This window comes from Ralstonia edaphi, from assembly GCF_958350185.1.
Classification (GTDB): Bacteria; Pseudomonadota; Gammaproteobacteria; order Burkholderiales; family Burkholderiaceae; genus Ralstonia; species Ralstonia edaphi.
In genome coordinates this window covers 357,517-374,335 of the sequence record NZ_CATWHI010000003.1, presented here as the reverse complement: position 1 = coordinate 374,335, position 16,819 = coordinate 357,517, and the positions used below count along the sequence as shown (strand labels likewise).

General features: G+C 63.6%; 19 protein-coding genes. 14 read left to right on the top strand and 5 right to left on the bottom strand.

Going from position 1 to position 16,819, the window contains the following annotated elements; all coding sequences use genetic code 11:
* Positions 1 to 94: 94 nt before the first annotated feature.
* Both R2669_RS12185 and R2669_RS12180 read right to left on the bottom strand, forming a co-directional pair.
* Complete coding sequence (locus R2669_RS12185) at positions 95 to 607, bottom strand: DUF1269 domain-containing protein (RefSeq protein WP_147214019.1); 513 nt, start codon at positions 605 to 607, stop codon at positions 95 to 97.
* 169 nt (positions 608 to 776) lie between these two features.
* Positions 777 to 1,034, bottom strand: coding sequence for an accessory factor UbiK family protein (locus tag R2669_RS12180; RefSeq protein WP_147214020.1), 258 nt, complete (start codon positions 1,032 to 1,034; stop codon positions 777 to 779).
* Between the two features lie 535 nt (positions 1,035 to 1,569).
* On the opposite strand from R2669_RS12180, the gene R2669_RS12175 reads away from it, so the two are divergent.
* The 10 genes from R2669_RS12175 to bfr all read left to right on the top strand — a co-directional run bounded on the left by R2669_RS12175 (position 1,570) and on the right by bfr (position 10,760).
* Entirely contained in the window at positions 1,570 to 2,385 is an 816-nt protein-coding gene (locus R2669_RS12175) for a TorF family putative porin (RefSeq protein ID WP_027678365.1), read from the top strand.
* 46 nt (positions 2,386 to 2,431) lie between these two features.
* A complete protein-coding gene (locus tag R2669_RS12170) occupies positions 2,432 to 2,770 on the top strand; it encodes a P-II family nitrogen regulator (RefSeq protein ID WP_004637070.1) in 339 nt (112 codons plus the stop codon).
* 30 nt (positions 2,771 to 2,800) lie between these two features.
* Entirely contained in the window at positions 2,801 to 4,348 is a 1,548-nt protein-coding gene (locus R2669_RS12165) for an ammonium transporter (protein ID WP_316877300.1), read from the top strand.
* A 368-nt stretch (positions 4,349 to 4,716) separates the two neighbouring features.
* Positions 4,717 to 6,012, top strand: a complete 1,296-nt coding sequence (gshA, locus tag R2669_RS12160; RefSeq protein ID WP_147216852.1) for a glutamate--cysteine ligase — start codon at positions 4,717 to 4,719, stop codon at positions 6,010 to 6,012.
* 31 nt (positions 6,013 to 6,043) lie between these two features.
* Positions 6,044 to 7,015, top strand: a complete 972-nt coding sequence (gene gshB / locus R2669_RS12155) for a glutathione synthase (protein WP_316888689.1) — start codon at positions 6,044 to 6,046, stop codon at positions 7,013 to 7,015.
* 119 nt (positions 7,016 to 7,134) lie between these two features.
* Positions 7,135 to 7,590: a PTS sugar transporter subunit IIA gene (locus R2669_RS12150; RefSeq protein ID WP_027678360.1), complete on the top strand. Its 456-nt coding sequence runs from the start codon at positions 7,135 to 7,137 to the stop codon at positions 7,588 to 7,590.
* Positions 7,559 to 7,828, top strand: coding sequence for an HPr family phosphocarrier protein (locus R2669_RS12145; protein ID WP_004637085.1), 270 nt, complete (start codon positions 7,559 to 7,561; stop codon positions 7,826 to 7,828). The genes R2669_RS12150 and R2669_RS12145 overlap by 32 nt, the downstream gene beginning before the upstream one ends.
* Before the next feature lie 44 nt (positions 7,829 to 7,872).
* Positions 7,873 to 9,624 (top strand): phosphoenolpyruvate--protein phosphotransferase, encoded by a 1,752-nt coding sequence (gene ptsP / locus R2669_RS12140; RefSeq protein ID WP_147216850.1) that lies wholly within the window; start codon positions 7,873 to 7,875, stop codon positions 9,622 to 9,624.
* Between the two features lie 232 nt (positions 9,625 to 9,856).
* Positions 9,857 to 10,132 carry a (2Fe-2S)-binding protein gene (locus R2669_RS12135; protein ID WP_147216848.1) on the top strand — a complete coding sequence of 92 codons (276 nt, stop codon included), beginning with the start codon at positions 9,857 to 9,859 and terminating at the stop codon, positions 10,130 to 10,132.
* Positions 10,133 to 10,280: 148 nt separating this feature from the next.
* Positions 10,281 to 10,760 (top strand): bacterioferritin, encoded by a 480-nt coding sequence (bfr, locus tag R2669_RS12130; protein WP_004637092.1) that lies wholly within the window; start codon positions 10,281 to 10,283, stop codon positions 10,758 to 10,760.
* A 66-nt stretch (positions 10,761 to 10,826) separates the two neighbouring features.
* Here the strand turns inward: bfr and R2669_RS12125 are convergent, their stop codons facing one another.
* From R2669_RS12125 to gpmA, 3 genes are all read right to left on the bottom strand, one after another.
* A complete protein-coding gene (locus R2669_RS12125; protein ID WP_316900295.1) occupies positions 10,827 to 11,576 on the bottom strand; it encodes a HesA/MoeB/ThiF family protein in 750 nt (249 codons plus the stop codon).
* Between the two features lie 69 nt (positions 11,577 to 11,645).
* Entirely contained in the window at positions 11,646 to 13,262 is a 1,617-nt protein-coding gene (locus R2669_RS12120; protein WP_147216844.1) for a S41 family peptidase, read from the bottom strand.
* A gap of 118 nt (positions 13,263 to 13,380) precedes the next feature.
* Entirely contained in the window at positions 13,381 to 14,127 is a 747-nt protein-coding gene (gene gpmA, locus R2669_RS12115; RefSeq protein WP_316877293.1) for a 2,3-diphosphoglycerate-dependent phosphoglycerate mutase, read from the bottom strand.
* Between the two features lie 177 nt (positions 14,128 to 14,304).
* Here gpmA and R2669_RS12110 point away from each other — a divergent pair, with 177 nt between their 5' ends.
* From R2669_RS12110 to R2669_RS12095, 4 genes are all read left to right on the top strand, one after another.
* Positions 14,305 to 14,727: a rhodanese-like domain-containing protein gene (locus tag R2669_RS12110; RefSeq protein WP_027678353.1), complete on the top strand. Its 423-nt coding sequence runs from the start codon at positions 14,305 to 14,307 to the stop codon at positions 14,725 to 14,727.
* 18 nt (positions 14,728 to 14,745) lie between these two features.
* A complete protein-coding gene (grxC, locus tag R2669_RS12105) occupies positions 14,746 to 15,003 on the top strand; it encodes a glutaredoxin 3 (protein ID WP_004633497.1) in 258 nt (85 codons plus the stop codon).
* Positions 15,004 to 15,175: 172 nt separating this feature from the next.
* Positions 15,176 to 15,694 carry a protein-export chaperone SecB gene (gene secB / locus R2669_RS12100; protein WP_316900293.1) on the top strand — a complete coding sequence of 173 codons (519 nt, stop codon included), beginning with the start codon at positions 15,176 to 15,178 and terminating at the stop codon, positions 15,692 to 15,694.
* Positions 15,695 to 15,801: 107 nt separating this feature from the next.
* Positions 15,802 to 16,818 carry an NAD(P)H-dependent glycerol-3-phosphate dehydrogenase gene (locus R2669_RS12095; RefSeq protein ID WP_316900292.1) on the top strand — a complete coding sequence of 339 codons (1,017 nt, stop codon included), beginning with the start codon at positions 15,802 to 15,804 and terminating at the stop codon, positions 16,816 to 16,818.
* The last annotated feature ends 1 nt before the right edge of the window (position 16,819 follow it).

Sequence of the window (16,819 nt, the reverse complement as noted above, 5' to 3'; positions counted from 1 at the left end):
CACCGGCATCCAAATTTGACGATCGCGTCGGCATGAGGCGCAGGCATAAAAAAACCGGAGCACTGGGCTCCGGCTTCGTTGTCAGCAGATCCACTCAGGGGAAGGCCGGCATGGCCGCGTCTTCGCCGCTGAAGTGGCCTTCGGGATGCGTCTTCTGCAGCAGCGCGCGTACCTCTTTCACGCGCGAGCGCGGCACATCGACCATCAGCAGGATCTGCCCGTCCTCCACTGCCTGCTTGAACGGTTTCAGGCGGCTGTTGGGCACCGAACTGCCGATCATGCTCGAGGCCCAGGCGCCAAACAGCGCGCCAACCACGGTGGTAATGCCCACCATGCCCCACTGCGGCCCTTCACCGATGATCGGGAACATGGCCGCCACGACGCCCGCCAGCACGCCCGCTCCGCCGCCGATCACCAACCCATTCTGGGTGGCGTGGACGATGTCGGAAGTCTGGAGGATGTTGGCTTCGTGCAGGCCGGTGAGATCGACGCCGGGCCTGGAGACGAAGTGGATGTGGCGCTCGGTAATGCGCGCCAGCAGGAGATCGTTCATCACGCGCCGGGCGCTGGCGACGTCCGGCATCAGGAAGTAGAGGCGATGCTGCATGGTCTTCTCCTCAAGCGCGGTGCGCGCGCGTCTTAAGGACGTTCTAGATCAGTTCGCCAGCCGCAACAAGGCGGCGCACCGATCTTTTCGCTGTGCGCCGCAGCAGGGGTGCGGCCGCCGGCACAGCGGCCATGCAGATGCGGACCCGGCGCAACACCGGGCACCGGATTTACTGATCTGCTGGAGCGGTAGACTTGAGCTGCGCTTCCAGCGTCGCCACGCGCGTTTCCAGTTCTTCCAGGCGCGCACGCGTACGCGCCAGGACCTGCGATTGCACGTCGAATTCCTCGCGCGTGACGAGATCGAGCTTCGAGAAGCCCTGGGTCATCATTGCGCGGACGTTCTTCTCGATATCCGCTGCCGGCGAGTTGCGCAGCGCTTCGCTCACGCGATTCTGGAAATCGGAAAAGAGATCGGTCGGTTTCATGTCGTTTGCTCCGTGGGTCGTGCTGCCTGCGCCAAGCCGGTGCATGCACCGCAACTGTGCGCTGGAATTGCTGTCTCGTGGTGCGAAGGCCTACGCCAAGCGCGTGGTTTCGGTGCTGCCGGCCGCGATGGTACCGGCTGAGCGCGCTAAACGGCACACCTTGCTCCAAATCTCGCTGCGATGCGGCATCGGAGGCGCCGTACAAACGGGGACAGAACGCGTCTCCGCAGTTCCCGTGCCGCGCATCGCGCGCCGCTGCATAGGGCTGAAATCACTCTATCACATGGTTTTTATCGCGCCATGACGGTGTCGGACATCTCAGCGGGAACCGGCCTGTGGCAACCCTTCGCGGGCAGCAGGTGTGGTCAGGCGCGACCCGTCCCCAATTTCTCCCCGGTTTGCGCGATGGCGTAGCGGCACGCTGGAACCGAAGGGACTCTCCAATCCGACGACATGGACATGGCATGACAGTTGCAGAACTGGTGCGATTTTTTTTCCATTGCCGTTTGCGACTTTCTAAAGGGGGAGAGCCGTTATGAAGAAGTTTGCGTACGCAGCCAGCCTTGTACTGCTGACCGGTGCCGTTGCCGGTGTGAGCCAATCCGCCATCGCCCAGTCCGCACCCGCGGCTGATGCACCGGCTGCCGCACCCGCGCCCGCGCCCGCCGCGCTCACGGCCAACGTCACGCTGGCCAGCCAATACCGCTACCGCGGCATCATGCAGACGAACAACAAGCCGGCCATCCAGGGCGGCTTTGACTACGCCATTCCGGGCGGCGTGCTGCCCGAGGGCTTCTATGTCGGCAACTGGAACTCTTCGATCAGCTGGCTGAGCGATTCCAACTCGAACGTCTCCGCGCCGATCGAGATGGACTTCTACGCCGGCTACAAGACCGAGATCATCAAGGACGTGCCGATCGACGTTGGCGTGCTCCAGTACTACTACCCGGGCAGCTACCCCGACGGCTTCACGCGTCCGCACACCACCGAAGGCTATGCGCAGATCGGCTACGGCCCGGTCACGTTCAAGTATTCGCACGCGTTCTCGAACCTGTTCGGTACGCCCGATTCGCATCACAGCCAGTACTTCGACCTGTCGGGCAACTTCGACACCGGCTTCTGGGGCCTGACGCTGAACCTGCATGCCGGCTACCAGCAAGTGCCGCACCAGGCCGTGCGCGCCTCGTATGCCGACTGGAAGGTTGGCGTGACGAAAGACTTCGGCAACGGCTGGGCGGCATCGCTGGCCTACATCGATACGAATGCTGCGCGCGCGTTCTACACGAACACGCGCGGCAACTACATGGGCAAGGCAACGGCCCTGCTGTCGATCACCAAGACTTTCCAATAACGATGCGCGGCGGTGCTTCGGCGCCGCCGACCGAGGAGCAACCAGCATGAAACTCATCATGGCCATCATCAAGCCGTTCAAGCTCGACGAGGTCCGCGAGGCGCTGTCCGAAGTGGGTGTGTCGGGCATTACCGTCACGGAAGTCAAAGGCTTCGGGCGCCAGAAAGGTCATACCGAGCTTTACCGCGGCGCGGAGTACATCGTCGACTTCCTGCCTAAAGTAAAGATCGAAGTGGCTGTGCCTGACGACGTGGTCGAGCGCGCCGTCGAGGCGATCGAAAAATCCGCGCGCACCGGCAAGATCGGCGACGGCAAGATCTTCGTGGCCGACGTCGAACAAGTCATTCGCATCCGCACCGGTGAGACCGGCGGCGACGCCCTATAAGCCCCAATCCGCCAAGGAAGAGGTCAAAACATGAAAACCTGGTTCACACGATTTCTGACGGCTGGGGCCGTCGTTGCCGTGCTCGCAGGCGCCGTGGTGTCGGCGCCGGCCGTCGCACAGGACAAGCCGGCGGCCGAAGCTTCGGCGCCGGTTGCAGCCGCCGCTGCTTCCGAGCCGGCCGCTGCTGCACCGGCTGCCGCCCCCGCCGCTGCAGCTGCTCCGGCCGCCGCAGCTGCTGCGCCTGCTGCACCGGCTGCCGCTACGCCTGTTCCCAACAAGGGCGACACGGCGTGGCTGCTGATCTCCACCGCCTTCGTCATCCTGATGACGCTGCCGGGTCTGGCGCTGTTCTACGGCGGCCTGGTCCGCAAGAAGAACATGCTGTCGGTGCTGATGCAGTGCATGGGCATCTTCTCGCTCATCATCATCCTGTGGGCCATCTACGGTTACAGCTTCGCGTTCACCGAGGGCAATGCCTTCTTCGGCGGGCTGGATCGCCTGTTCCTGAAAGGCCTGACGCCGGATTCGGTCGCCGCCACCTTCAGCAAGGGCGTGGTGGTGCCGGAATATGCGTACTTCGCCTTCCAGGGTGCATTTGCGGCGATTACGTGCGCGCTGATCATCGGCGCCTTCGCCGAGCGTGCGAAGTTCTCGGCCGTGCTGCTGTTCGTGGTGCTGTGGTTCACCTTCAGCTACCTGCCGATCGCGCACATGGTCTGGTTCTGGCCGGGTCCGGATGGCTTCACGGATGCCAAGGCTGCTGAAGCAATGACCGCCAAGTCGGGCTGGCTGTTCCAGAAGGGCGCGCTGGACTTTGCCGGCGGTACCGTCGTGCACATCAACGCCGCTGTGGCCGGTCTGGTGGGCGCGTTCCTGTTCGGCAAACGCATCGGCTTTGGTCGTGAGGCGCTCAAGCCGCACAGCCTGACGCTGACGATGGTCGGTGCCTCGCTGCTGTGGTTCGGCTGGTTTGGCTTCAACGCCGGTTCGGCCCTGGAAGCCAACGGCAGCGCCGCGCTGGCCTTCGTCAACACGCTGCTGGCCACCGCCGCTGCCGTGCTGTCGTGGAGCTTCGGCGAGTGGTTCGGCAAGAGCAAGCCGTCGATGCTGGGTGCTGCATCGGGCGCGGTGGCTGGCCTGGTCGCCATCACCCCGGCTGCCGGCTTTGTCGGCCCGATGGGTTCGATCGCGCTCGGCATCATCGCCGGCCTGCTGTGCCTGTGGGGCGTGAATGGCCTCAAGCGCATGCTGGGCATGGATGACACGCTCGACGTCTTTGGCGTGCACGGCGTGGGCGGTATCCTCGGCGCGCTGCTGACCGGCGTGTTCGCGGCACCGAGCCTGGGCGGCACGGGCATCTACGACTATGTCGCCAACAAGGTGGCCGATGACTACTCGATCGGCGGCCAGCTGTGGATTCAGTTCCAGGGCGTGGCGACCACGGTGATCTGGTCCGCAGTCGTGGCGTTCATCTCGTACAAGATCGTCGATGCCATTGTTGGCCTGCGCGTGCCGGAAGAAGAGGAGCGCGAAGGCCTGGACATCACGTCCCACGGCGAAACCGCCTACGAAGACTGATCGTCTGCACCATCTTGCAAAAGACCCGGCTGCGCGCCGGGTTTTTTGTTTCACCGCCCCTGAGCCGGACGTCCTTAAGTCCGATGTAAAAAACCTTCAATTGCCTCTCGTTATGCGGGCGCTTACATTGCAGACGTGGTTTCCTCCACCTGCAGAACGCTCCCCGTATCTGTCAGGCTATTCCCCAAGCGCGGCAGCCCCGCGCTTTTTTTTTGTCCGCTTTTTTTGTGTGGCCTGCTGCACTGCCGCACTACGCCTCTTGCGAATCTTCCTTCCTGACCGCATATCGATAGCCCGCTGTCGTCTGCAAGCTATTGCCTGTTCCTCTACAATCGGAGTGGGCGATAAATAACATCAATAGGAAGGGTATGGTTCCGCACTTGATCACCGCGCTGAACGGGCCGCTGCTGGAGCTCGAGCAGAAGATTCTTGACGCCACGCCCGCCATCGAACGCTGGTTCCGCCTGGAGTGGCAGGAACACACGCCGCCGTTCTACTGTTCCGTCGATTTGCGCAACGCCGGCTTCAAGCTGGCGCCTGTCGACACGAACCTGTTTCCAGGCGGCTTCAACAACCTCGCGCCCGAGATGCTGCCGCTGGCCGTGCAGGCAGCCATGGCCGCCATCGAGAAGATCTGCCCGGACGCCAAGAACCTCCTGCTGATCCCCGAGCGCCACACGCGCAACATGTTCTATTTGCAGAACGTGGCGCGCCTGTCGCAGATCATGCGCCAAGCAGGGCTGAATGTGCGTCTTGGGTCGCTCTCCGAGGACATCACCGAGCCGACGCCGATCGACCTGCCCGATGGGCAGCGCCTCGTCGTCGAGCCTATCAAGCGCATCGGCACCAAGGGCCGTCGTCTGGGCATGGAAGACTTCGACCCTTGCTCGATCCTGCTGAACAACGATCTGTCAGCCGGCGTGCCGCCCATCCTCGAGAACCTCAACGAACAATATCTGCTGCCGCCGCTGCACGCTGGCTGGTCGCAGCGCCGCAAGACCAACCACTTTGCTGCTTACGACGAAGTGGCCAAGAAGTTTGCCAAGCTGATCGACATCGACCCGTGGATGGTCAACCCGTACTTCACCAAGTGCAGTGGGCTGGACTTCCATGAGCGCGCCGGCGAAGAAGAACTCGCCCACGCAGTGGAGACGGTGCTGAAGAAAACCGCCAAGAAGTACAAGGAATACGGCGTGACCGAGACGCCGTACGTGGTGGTCAAGGCCGACGCCGGCACCTATGGCATGGGCGTGATGACCGTGCGCGATCCTTCCGAGGTCAAGGGCCTCAACCGGAAGGAGCGCAACAAGATGAGCGTGGTCAAGGAGGGCCTGGAGGTCTCCGAAGTGATCGTGCAGGAAGGCGTGCACACCTTCGAGAAGATCAACGAAGCGGTGGCCGAGCCCGTCGTGTACATGATCGACCGCTATGTGGTTGGCGGTTTCTACCGGGTTCACACGGGCCGCGGCGTGGACGAGAATCTGAATGCGCCGGGCATGCACTTCGTGCCGCTGCCATTCGCGTCGAATTCCCTCCCGGACAGCCATGCCAAGCCCGGCGCGGGCGAGCCGAACCGCTTCTACATGTACGGCGTGGTGGCGCGCCTGGCGCTGTTGGCTGCGTCGCTCGAGCTTGAGAAGACTGACCCCAACCCGCTGATCTGATCGGCCATAAAACGCTGTAGAAGGAACCGCCATGCGCATCCTGTTCATCGTCGATCCACTGTCGACGTTCAAGACCTACAAGGATTCCACTTTCGCGATGATGCGCGAGGCGGCGGCGCGCGGCTATGCCATCTACACGTGCCTGCAGTCACAGCTCACGCTGGCGAACAACGTGGTCGAAACGGTTGCCACGCCGATCGCCCTGACCGGCGATGAGCATGACTGGTATCGCGCCGGCGATGCGCGCCTGCTGCCGCTGACGGGCTTTGACGCGGTGCTCATGCGCAAGGACCCGCCGTTCGACATGGAGTACGTCACCAGCACGTGGCTGCTGGAGATTGCCGAGCGCCAGGGCGCGCGGGTCTTCAACAAGCCGCAGGCGATTCGCGACCATTCGGAGAAGCTCGCCATCGCGCAGTTCCGCGAGTTCACCGTGCCGACCATCGTGTCGCGCGATGCCAAGCGCCTGCGTGAATTCCACGCCGAGCAGGGCGACGTTATCTTCAAGCCGCTCGACGGCATGGGCGGCGCCGGTATCTTCCGCGTGGGCCCGGACGGCATGAATCTCGGCGCGGTGATCGAGTCGCTGACCGACAACGGCGCCCGCACGATCATGGCTCAGCAGTACATCCCAGCGATTCGCGAGGGCGACAAACGCATCCTGCTGATCGGCGGGTCGCCGGTGCCGCATTCGCTGGCGCGGGTACCGATGGCGGGCGAAGTTCGCGGCAATCTGGCGGCGGGCGGTACGGGCCGGGCACAGCCGCTGTCCGAGCGCGACCATGTGATTGCACATGCACTTGCGCCGGTGCTGTGGCAACGCGGTCTGCTGCTCGTCGGCCTGGATGTCATTGGGGATTACCTCACCGAGGTCAACGTCACGAGCCCCACGTGCTTCCAGGAAATCACGCAGCAGACGGGCTTTAACGTGGCTGGGATGTTCATCGACGCGCTGGAGCGCGCCGCAGGCAAGACGAGCGGGCTGGGGCGCAAGCCTGCCTAAAAGGACGGCGTGGCCCCTCTGCCGAGGGTCCTCCACAAGGGGGAGATCCGGTGCGCGGCTGCACAATTGCGCCAAATGGCCCTGATACAATCGGCGCTACACCGATTCGCTTTTCGATCATGGCAGGGATTCTCATCATCGCTCATGCGCCGCTGGCCAGCGCACTGCGCGATTGCGCTGCACACGTCTATTGCGGTCAGCCCGAACGGCTGGGCGCAATCGATGTCCTGCCTGATGCCGAGCCGGCCGCCGTGCTGGCCCAGGCGCGCGACAAGCTCGCCGAACTCATTGAAGCCAACGGCGCACTGGTGCTGACCGACATCTTCGGGGCGACGCCCGCCAATATCGCCTCGCGCCTGGCCGATCCGGGCCGCGTGCGCGTGCTGGCCGGCGTGAACCTGCCGATGCTCGTGCGCGCCATCTGCTATCGCTCCGAAAAACTCGAACAACTTGCCGCCAAGGCCCTGGCCGGCGGCGCGCAAGGCGTACTGCAGGTCGGCTCGACAGCCGTTCAGAACCAGGTTGCCAACCATCCGGACAAATATGCTGCAGAGGGATATCACCATCATCAATAAGCTCGGGCTGCATGCCCGCGCCTCCGCCAAACTCACGCAGCTCGCCAGCAAGTTCGACAGCCAGATCAAGATGTCGCGCAACGGCCGTCAGGTCGACGCCAAGAGCATCATGGGCGTGATGATGTTGGCTGCGGGCATCGGCTCCACCGTCACGCTGGAGATCGACGGGCCCGACGAGCACGACGCCATGGATGGTCTCGTCGCGCTCATCAACGATCGCTTCGGCGAAGGCGAATAACCCGCTCGACACACTTCACTTCAACGCCGCTCCGGCCAGCGTCTATGCCTTTTACCCTGCACGGTATTCCGGTCTCGCGCGGCATCTCCATCGGCCGCGCCCACATGCTGGCGCGTGCGGCGCTCGATGTGTCGCATTACCTCGTCGATGAAGACAAGCTCGACGCCGAGGTCGAGCGCCTGCGCAATGCCCGCGCCACCGTGCGTGCCGAACTGGCCGCACTCAAGCGTGACCTGCCTACCGACGTGCCCGAAGAGATGGGCGCCTTCCTCGATGTGCACGCGATGATTCTGGACGACGCGTTGCTCTCGCAGGTGCCCGAGACGCTGATTCGCCAGCGACGCTACAACGCAGAGTGGGCGCTCACAACGCAGCTTGAAGAACTGATCCGCCAGTTCGGCGAAATCGAAGACGAATACCTGCGCGAGCGCAAGGCCGATATCGAGCAGGTGGTAGAACGCATTCTGAAAGTGCTCGCCGGTGCGCCCGCGCTGGCGCCCGCGCCGGTGGCGGTCGGCTGCGATCCGGACGCCGGCATGATCGTCGTCGCGCACGATATTGCGCCGGCCGACATGCTGCAGTTCCGCGGTCAGACCTTCGCCGGCTTCGTGACCGATCTCGGCGGTCGCACCTCGCATACCGCCATCGTGGCGCGCAGCCTCGACATTCCGGCCGCCGTGGGCGTACACAACGCGAGCACGCTGATTCGTCAGGACGACATCGTCGTCATCGACGGCGACAACGGCATCGTCATTGTCGATCCGAACACATCCATCCTCGAGGAATACCGCCATCGCCGCAGCGAAGGCGAGCTGCAGAAGAAGCGCCTCGAGCGCCTGCGCCATACGCCCACCGTCACGCTCGACGGTACGCAGATCGACCTTCAGGCAAACATCGAAATGCCGGAAGACGCGGCCGCTGCCGTCAAAGCCGGCGCCGTGGGCGTGGGCCTGTTCCGCTCCGAATTCCTCTTCATGAACCGTCGTGGCGCGCTGCCCGACGAGGAAGAGCAGTTCCGCGCCTACCGCACCGCCGTTGAATCGATGATGGGCCTGCCCGTCACCATCCGCACCATCGACATTGGTGCCGACAAGCCGCTGGACATCCGCGACGACGTGTTCGAGACCGCGCCCAATCCGGCGCTGGGTTTGCGTGCGATCCGCTGGTCGCTGTCGGAACCGGCGATGTTCCTGACGCAGTTGCGTGCGCTGCTGCGGGCGTCGGCATTTGGGCCGATCAAGATTCTCGTGCCGATGTTGGCGCACGCCCGCGAGATCGACCAGACGCTGGAATTGCTGGCGCGCGCCAAGGCTTCGCTCGACGCTGACGGCCTGGCCTATGATCCCGGCATCAAAGTCGGCGCCATGATCGAGATTCCGGCCGCCGTGCTGATCCTGCCGGTGTTCCTGCGCCGCATGGATTTTCTCTCGATCGGCACGAACGACCTGATCCAATACACGCTCGCCATCGACCGAGCCGACAACGCGGTCGCCCATCTGTACGACCCGCTGCATCCGGCGGTGCTGCAATTGATCGCACGCACCATCCGTGAGGCGCATCAGGCCGGCAAACCAGTCTCGGTGTGCGGGGAGATGGCAGGTGACGCCTCGATGACACGTCTGCTGCTCGGCATGGGACTCACCGAATTCTCGATGCATCCGTCCCAGTTGCTGAGCGTCAAACAGCAGATTCTGCGCGCGGACCGTCCACGTCTGATGCGGGAGGCGGAGCGCCTGCTGCATGCCTGCGAACCGGCGGAAATCGAACAGGCGCTCGGTGCGCTGGCGCGGGCCTGATCCACGCGTCTCGGAAGCGTCGGTCGCTTCAAGTGTCGCACCGGCGCATCGCCCTCCCTAGGCGCGGTTCCTCTATAAGTGATTGAAATTTCACGTCTTTCCTGAGAAAGGCGGCTCCCGTGCACCTGCATGACCCTCCGACTGGAATGGGGTCGAACAAGAATTGTTCTCATTCCCATTCTCTGTTATTCTGGTTTAACAGCGCGCGTTTTGAGCGCTGCGGAGGAATCCCGTGTACGTCTGCATCTGCAACCAAGTGACCGACCGCGAAATCCATGGCGCCGCCCGTCTGGGCGTGTCGACGATGGACGAACTCGCCGAAACGCTCGGCGTGGGCACGTGCTGCGGACAATGTCGGGACTGCGCCAAGCAGGTGCTCGCCGAAGCGGTGAGCTGTGTCCCCGTCGATCAAATCTTGGGCCGTGCCAGCACGCATGCCATAATCGAGCGTCGCGACGAGCCCGTCGCCAATGATCAGGCCATCGCGGCCGGTGCATTGGCAGCCTGATTTCCCCCTTTTTCGTGTCGCCGCGAATTGCCGCCCAGGCGCTGAGCCTCGGCGGCATTTGTTGCTTTCTGGTCAGGTACTGGGCTCGTCTTGAAAGGACGCGTGCGCGCGTCCATCACCGCAGTTGCACTTTGCTGGAGCCCCAAGAATGAAAGGCGATAAGAAGGTCATCCAATATCTGAACGCCCAGCTCAAGAACGAGCTGACCGCCATCAACCAGTATTTCCTCCACGCGCGCATGTACGGCCACTGGGGGCTCAAGCGCATTGGCGACCACGAATACAAGGAGTCGATCGGCGAAATGAAGCATGCCGATCGCCTGATCGAGCGCATCCTGATGCTTGACGGCCTGCCCAACCTGCAGGACCTCGGCAAGATCTTCATCGGCCAGGACACGAAAGAGATCATCGAGTGCGACCTGAAACTGGAACGCGCCGCACACGGCACCGTGGTCGAGGGCATCGCTTACTGCGAGTCGGTCAAGGACTACGTCAGCCGCGAAATTCTGGTCGACATCCTGGACGACACCGAAGAGCACATCGACTGGCTGGAAACGCAGCTTGAGCTGATCGACAAGGTGGGCATCCAGAATTACCTGCAATCGCAGATGGAGCCCGAGGGCGAGTAAGTCTCGTCAGGCGGTAAAAAAGGAGGAGGCCTTGGCCTCCTTTTTTGTTGCGCAGTTTCGGGCCTCTCAGTGCGCTTCGCCACAGACCGGGCACGACGGCTGACGCGTGATGCGCATCGTCGTCCATTCCATCGATAGGCCATCGAGCATCAGCAGGCGACCAACAAGCGACTGGCCGACGCGCGCGATCAGCTTCAGCGCCTCGGCAGCCTGTACCGTACCCACCATGCCTACCAGCGGCGAGAACACGCCCATCGTTGCGCACGCGACGTCGGGTGCGGGCTCGTCAGGCGGGAACAGACATGCGTAGCAGGGGCCGCCGGCGCGGCTGTCAAATACGCTGATCTGCCCGTCAAAACGGATGGCGGCGCCCGACACCAGCGGCACCCCAGCCCGCACGCTGGCAAGGTTGGTGGCCTGGCGCGTGCTGAAGTTATCGGAGCAGTCCAGCACTACGCTTACGCCTTGAAGCAGCGCGCCGATCGCATCCGCATCGAGCCGGCGCTGCAAGGCGTGCACGCGCACGCCCGGATTCAGCCGAGCGATGGCCGCTTGTGCGGATGCCACCTTCGGTTGTCCGACCGATTCCGTTGTGTGGATGATCTGGCGCTGTAGATTCGTCAAGTCCACCGTGTCGTCGTCGACGATGGTGAGCGTGCCCACGCCGGCCGCAGCCAGATAGGGCAGGGCCGCGGCGCCAAGCCCGCCCGCACCGATGACGAGTACATGGCTCTCAAGCAGGCGCGTTTGCCCTTCGATGCCGATTTCGTCGAGCAGGATATGGCGTGAGTAGCGCAGCAGTTGATCGTCGTTCATGGCGGGGCAATGAAAAAGGCCGTGCAGTGCACGGCCTCGTAAGTTTGCCAGCGTTTGCCGGCAGGTGTCTTAACGGGCGCCGGTCGGTTCCGGCGCAGGCTGCACGCCGCTCGCAGGAACATTGGGCTTCGGTGCGGCCGGTTCGGAAGCCGGCGCGGCCTTGCCCTTGGGCAGCTTGGCCGGGGCGCTCGATTCCTTGGCCGCCGGCGACTTCACCGCCTTGTCCGGTACCGCGGCCGCCGCGGCTTCCAACACCGACTTCGAGCGCTTGACCGGCTGACCCTTCAGGTCGGCGATGGCCTGTTGCAGCATGAAGTCTTCGGCCGAACCGAACTCGATCGGCTTCTTGTTGCGTTCCTTCTCGCGCTGCTCGGGCGTCTTCTTCGCGTTTTCTTCTTCCAGGCGACGCAGCTCTTCAACGCGGCGCTTTTCGCGCTCGGTCATCTCGGCTTCTTCCGATTCCTGCTTGTTGTGCAGGTGGCGTTCGGTGTCGATTTCGCGCGTGATCAGTGCATCGTCCGGGTCGCCGTCCGGGTTCTGGTCAACCGGAATATCCGGGCGGATGCCCTTGGCCTGGATCGACTTGCCCGACGGCGTGTAGTAGTACGCGATGGTCAGCTTGATGCCGGTGTCGTTCGACAGCGGACGCACCGTCTGCACCGAACCCTTGCCGAAGGTCGTCTTGCCCATCGTTTTGGCGCGGTGGTGATCCTGCAGGGCGCCAGCCACGATCTCCGACGCCGAAGCCGTGTAGGCGTTGGTCAGCACGATGATCGGCACGGTCTTGAATTCGGGGTCCAGGCCCGCCAGCGGATCGGAATCGAAGTTGCTCAAGCGGTAGTTGGCGAAGGTCGCCTTGTACGTGCGCTTGGCATCCGGCACTTGGCCGTTGGTCGACACCACTGTCACGTCCGGCGGCAGGAAGGCAGCCGACACGCCAACCGCCGCCTGCAGCACGCCGCCGCCGTTGTTGCGCAGATCCAGAATCAGGCCCTTGAGGTGGGCGTCCTGCTTGGCCAGGTCATTGAGCTTCTTGGCCAGGTCCGGCACGGTGCGTTCCTGGAAGCTCGTAATGCGCACCCAGGCGATGCCGTTGTCCAGCATCTTGGCCTTGACCGACTGCACCTGGATCTCGGCGCGGGTGATGGTCAGCGGGAACGTGCGCTCTTCCTTCTTGCGATAGATCGTGAGCGTGACCTTGGTGCCCGGGGCGCCGCGCATGCGCTTGACGGCTTGCTCGAGCGGCATGCCGCGCACGGGTTTGTCGTCGATGCGGGTAATCAGGTCGCCCGGCTGCACGCCCGCGCGGAAGGCGGGGGTGTCTTCGATCGGGTTGATGACCTTGACCAGGCCCTCTTCCTGCGAGATCTCGATGCCCAGACCGGCGAAGCGGCCCTGGGTCCCTTCCTGCAGCTCTTGGAAGTCTTTCTTGTCCAGGTAGGCCGAATGCGGATCGAGGCTGGCGACCATGCCCTTGATGGCTTCGGTCAGCAGCTTGTCGTCGTCCACCGGCTCGACATACTCGCGCTTGATCTGGCCAAAGATGTCCGCCATGAGCCTGAGTTTCTCCAGCGGAAGCGGCCCGACCGTCGCGTTTTGCGCGGTGGCGGAGAGCTGGAGCGTCGCCAGCACCCCGGTGACGAGGCCGATGGCGATCAAGCTGATGTTCTTGAGCGAAGTTCGCATGTGTCGAGCGTGGACGTGGGAACAGTAGATAAACATGGCCCGGGACGGCTCGCGCACATCCCGGGCTACAGGCTTCGACAGTATAAAGGCGTTGGAGTGCCGCAGCGCCCGTTACGGTTTATTTCGACTTGCCTTGGCTGGCCACCGCCGCGAGCGACGCGGCAATCGCTTCCTGGTCGCCCAGGTAGTAATGGCGGATCGGCTTGAGGTTGGCGTCCAGTTCATACACAAGCGGCGTGCCGTTGGGAATGTTCAGACCGACGATGTCCGCGTCGGAAATGCCGTCCAGGTACTTCACCAGCGCGCGAATGCTGTTGCCGTGCGCGGCGATCACCACGCGCTTGCCGCTCTTGATGGCGGGGGCAATCGATTCTTCCCACAGCGGCATCACGCGCGCGACGGTGTCCTTGAGGCATTCCGTCAACGGCACCTGCTCGCGCGTGAGGCCTGCGTAACGCGGGTTGCCGAAGGCGTCGTTATCGGCGCCGGGCTCCAGCGCGGGCGGCGGCGTGTCGTAGCTGCGGCGCCAGATGAGGACTTGCTCGTCGCCATACTGCGCGGCGGTTTCGGCCTTGTTCAGGCCCGACAGCGCGCCGTAGTGACGCTCGTTCAGGCGCCATTCGTTGCGGGTCGGGATCCACATCAGGTCCATTTCATCCTGCACATGCCACAGCGTGCGGATCGCGCGCTTGAGCACCGAGGTGTAGGCCAGATCGAACGTGAAGCCGGCTTCGCGCAGCAGTTTGCCGCCTTGGCGGGCCTGGGCGACGCCCGTGTCGGTCAGGTCGACATCGACCCAGCCGGTGAAACGGTTCTCCAGATTCCACGTCGATTCGCCGTGGCGGATGAGGACGAGCTTATGCATGACTGCCATGATGAGAAGTGAGAAAACCTGCGCGCGGCTTGCTGGGCGACGTGTCGTACGTCATCGTGCGGCCGCCGAAACCAGCTATTTTATAATGCCGCGGGCTTTGGGCCCCCGAACCGTTCGGCTGATGTTCGCCCATTAGACTTGCCCGACTCATCCCAGGAAACCGATACCGTGAAGTTCTTCGCCGATTACAACAACCTCGCACTGCTCGCTGTCGCCATCGTTTCGGGTCTGCTGCTGCTCTGGGCGCCCATCCAGCGCCGGATCGCGGGCGGCGGTGGCGCCAAGGTGAGTGCCTCCGTGGCCACCCAGCTCATCAACCGGCGCAACGCCGTGGTGGTGGATGTGCGCGAAAGCGGCGAATACGCCGCAGGGCATCTGCCGCAAGCGAAGCACGCGCCGCTCGGCGAGCTTGAGGGCAAGGCTTCGAGCCTTGCAAAGAACAAAGAGACCCCCATCATCCTCGTATGCCAGACCGGCCAGCGCGCTGGGCGGGCCCAAGCAGTCCTGAAGCAGGCCGGTTACAGTGAGGTGTATTCGCTCGAGGGCGGATTGGCCGCCTGGCAACAAGCCGGCCTTCCGGTTGTGAAATAAAGAAACGAGGTTGAAGTTATGGCGCACGTGGTCATGTACAGCACCACCGTCTGCCCCTATTGCGTGGCAGCGGAACGACTCCTGAAGCAGCGCGGTGTCGAGCAGATCGAGAAGATCCTGATCGATCGCGAACCCGGCAAGCGCGAAGAGATGATGACGCGCACGAACCGCCGCACGGTCCCGCAGATTTATATCGACGAGCGCCACATCGGCGGCTTCGACGATCTGTCTGCGCTCGACCGCGAAGGTGGCTTGGTTCCGTTGCTGGCTGCGTGATCCGGCGGCTCTGTCTCGCGCCTGCGCACCGCACGAAAACGCCCGGCTCAGCCCGGGCGTTGTACTTTTGGTCCGGCGCTCATAGCGGGCACCATTGGGTCATGTACCATACGCGTCTTGCGCGGCGGACGCTTCCGCCAAGCACTGACCACATTCCATTTGAAGGCGAGTCATGAGCGACCAGCAACAGCAGCAACCGGGCCAGGATGGCCAGCCGTTCTTCAACATCCAGCGCGTCTATCTGAAGGACCTGTCGCTGGAACAACCGAACTCGCCGCACATCTTCCTCGAGCAGGAACAGCCGTCCGTCGAAGTGCAGGTCGATGTGGCCGCTTCGCAGCTGGCCGAAGGCGTGTTTGAAGTGACCGTCATCGGTACCGTGACGACCAAGGTGCAGGAGAAGGTCGCGTTCCTGGTGGAAGCCAAGCAAGCGGGCATCTTCGATATCCGCAACGTGCCGGCCGAACAGATGGACCCGCTGCTGGGCATCGCCTGCCCGACCATCGTGTACCCGTACCTGCGCTCGAACATTGCCGACACCATCGGCCGCGCCGGCTTCCAGCCGATCCACCTGGCCGAGATCAACTTCCAGGCGCTGTACGAACAACGCCTGGCCGCTGCCATGGAGCAGCAAGGCCAAGCCGGCGCCGCTGGTCTGGTGATGCCGGACGGCTCGCAGGCCACGCACTAAGTACGAGGCGCACTGCGCCAAAGGCCCGCGCCAGCCGCACGCTTGCGCGGGCTTTTTTTTGCCCGACCTGCTGCTAGACCTTTGCCTGACCGATGTTGAACACGCGCATGCGAATTTCCGTTTTGGGTGCCGGTGCCTGGGGCACTGCCCTGGCCAGCCACGCCGCGCAATCGCACGACGTCGTGCTGTGGGGGCGTGACGCGAACCTCGTCACGCAGATGGCCGCCACGCACATCAACGCGCCGTATTTGCCAGGCATGACGCTGCAGGCATCGTTGCGTTTTTCTGCTGATTTGCAAGCCGCGCTCGACCATGCGGCGGGCGATGATGCGCTTGCCGTCATCGCTTCACCCGTTGCCGGGCTCGCCGACCTGACCCGCACGATTGCGGCACACGGCGGCGTGCGCAACGTGATCTGGCTATGCAAGGGTTTCGACCCTGAGACCAGCGCATTGCCGCACGCCATCGTCGCCGATGTGCTGAAGGCGTCGGGCCGTACCGACCTCGCTGTCGGTGTTCTGTCGGGGCCGAGCTTCGCCAAGGAAGTCGCGCAGGGGCTGCCGTGCGCCATGACGGTCGCCTCGACCAGCGAGGCGCTATGCAAGCTCACGCAGCGCGGCTTTCACCATCACGCGATGCGCGTGTACGCCAGCGATGACCTCGTCGGCGTGGAAGTGGGTGGTGCCGTCAAGAACGTGCTGGCCATCGCGACAGGCGCCGCAGATGGCCTGGGCCTGGGGTTGAACGCGCGCGCCGCACTGGTGACACGCGGGCTGGCGGAGATGACGCGGCTTGGCTTGGCGCTCGGCGGTCGGCCGGAAACCTTCATGGGGCTGACCGGCATGGGCGATCTGCTGCTGACCGCCACCGGCGATCTGTCACGCAACCGCACGGTCGGGATGCAGCTCGCGCAGGGCCGCACCCTCGATGACATCCTCCACAGCCTCGGTCACGTCGCAGAGGGCGTGCGTTGCGCGCGGGCCGTGGCCGCACTCGCGCGCGCCAAGGGCGTGGACATGCCGATCACCTTTACCGTCTGCGAAGTCCTGTTCGAAGGGCTTCCTGCTGCGAAAGCGGTCGAGCGTCTGCTGCAGCGCGACGCCAAATCCGAATCAGCGCGCTAGC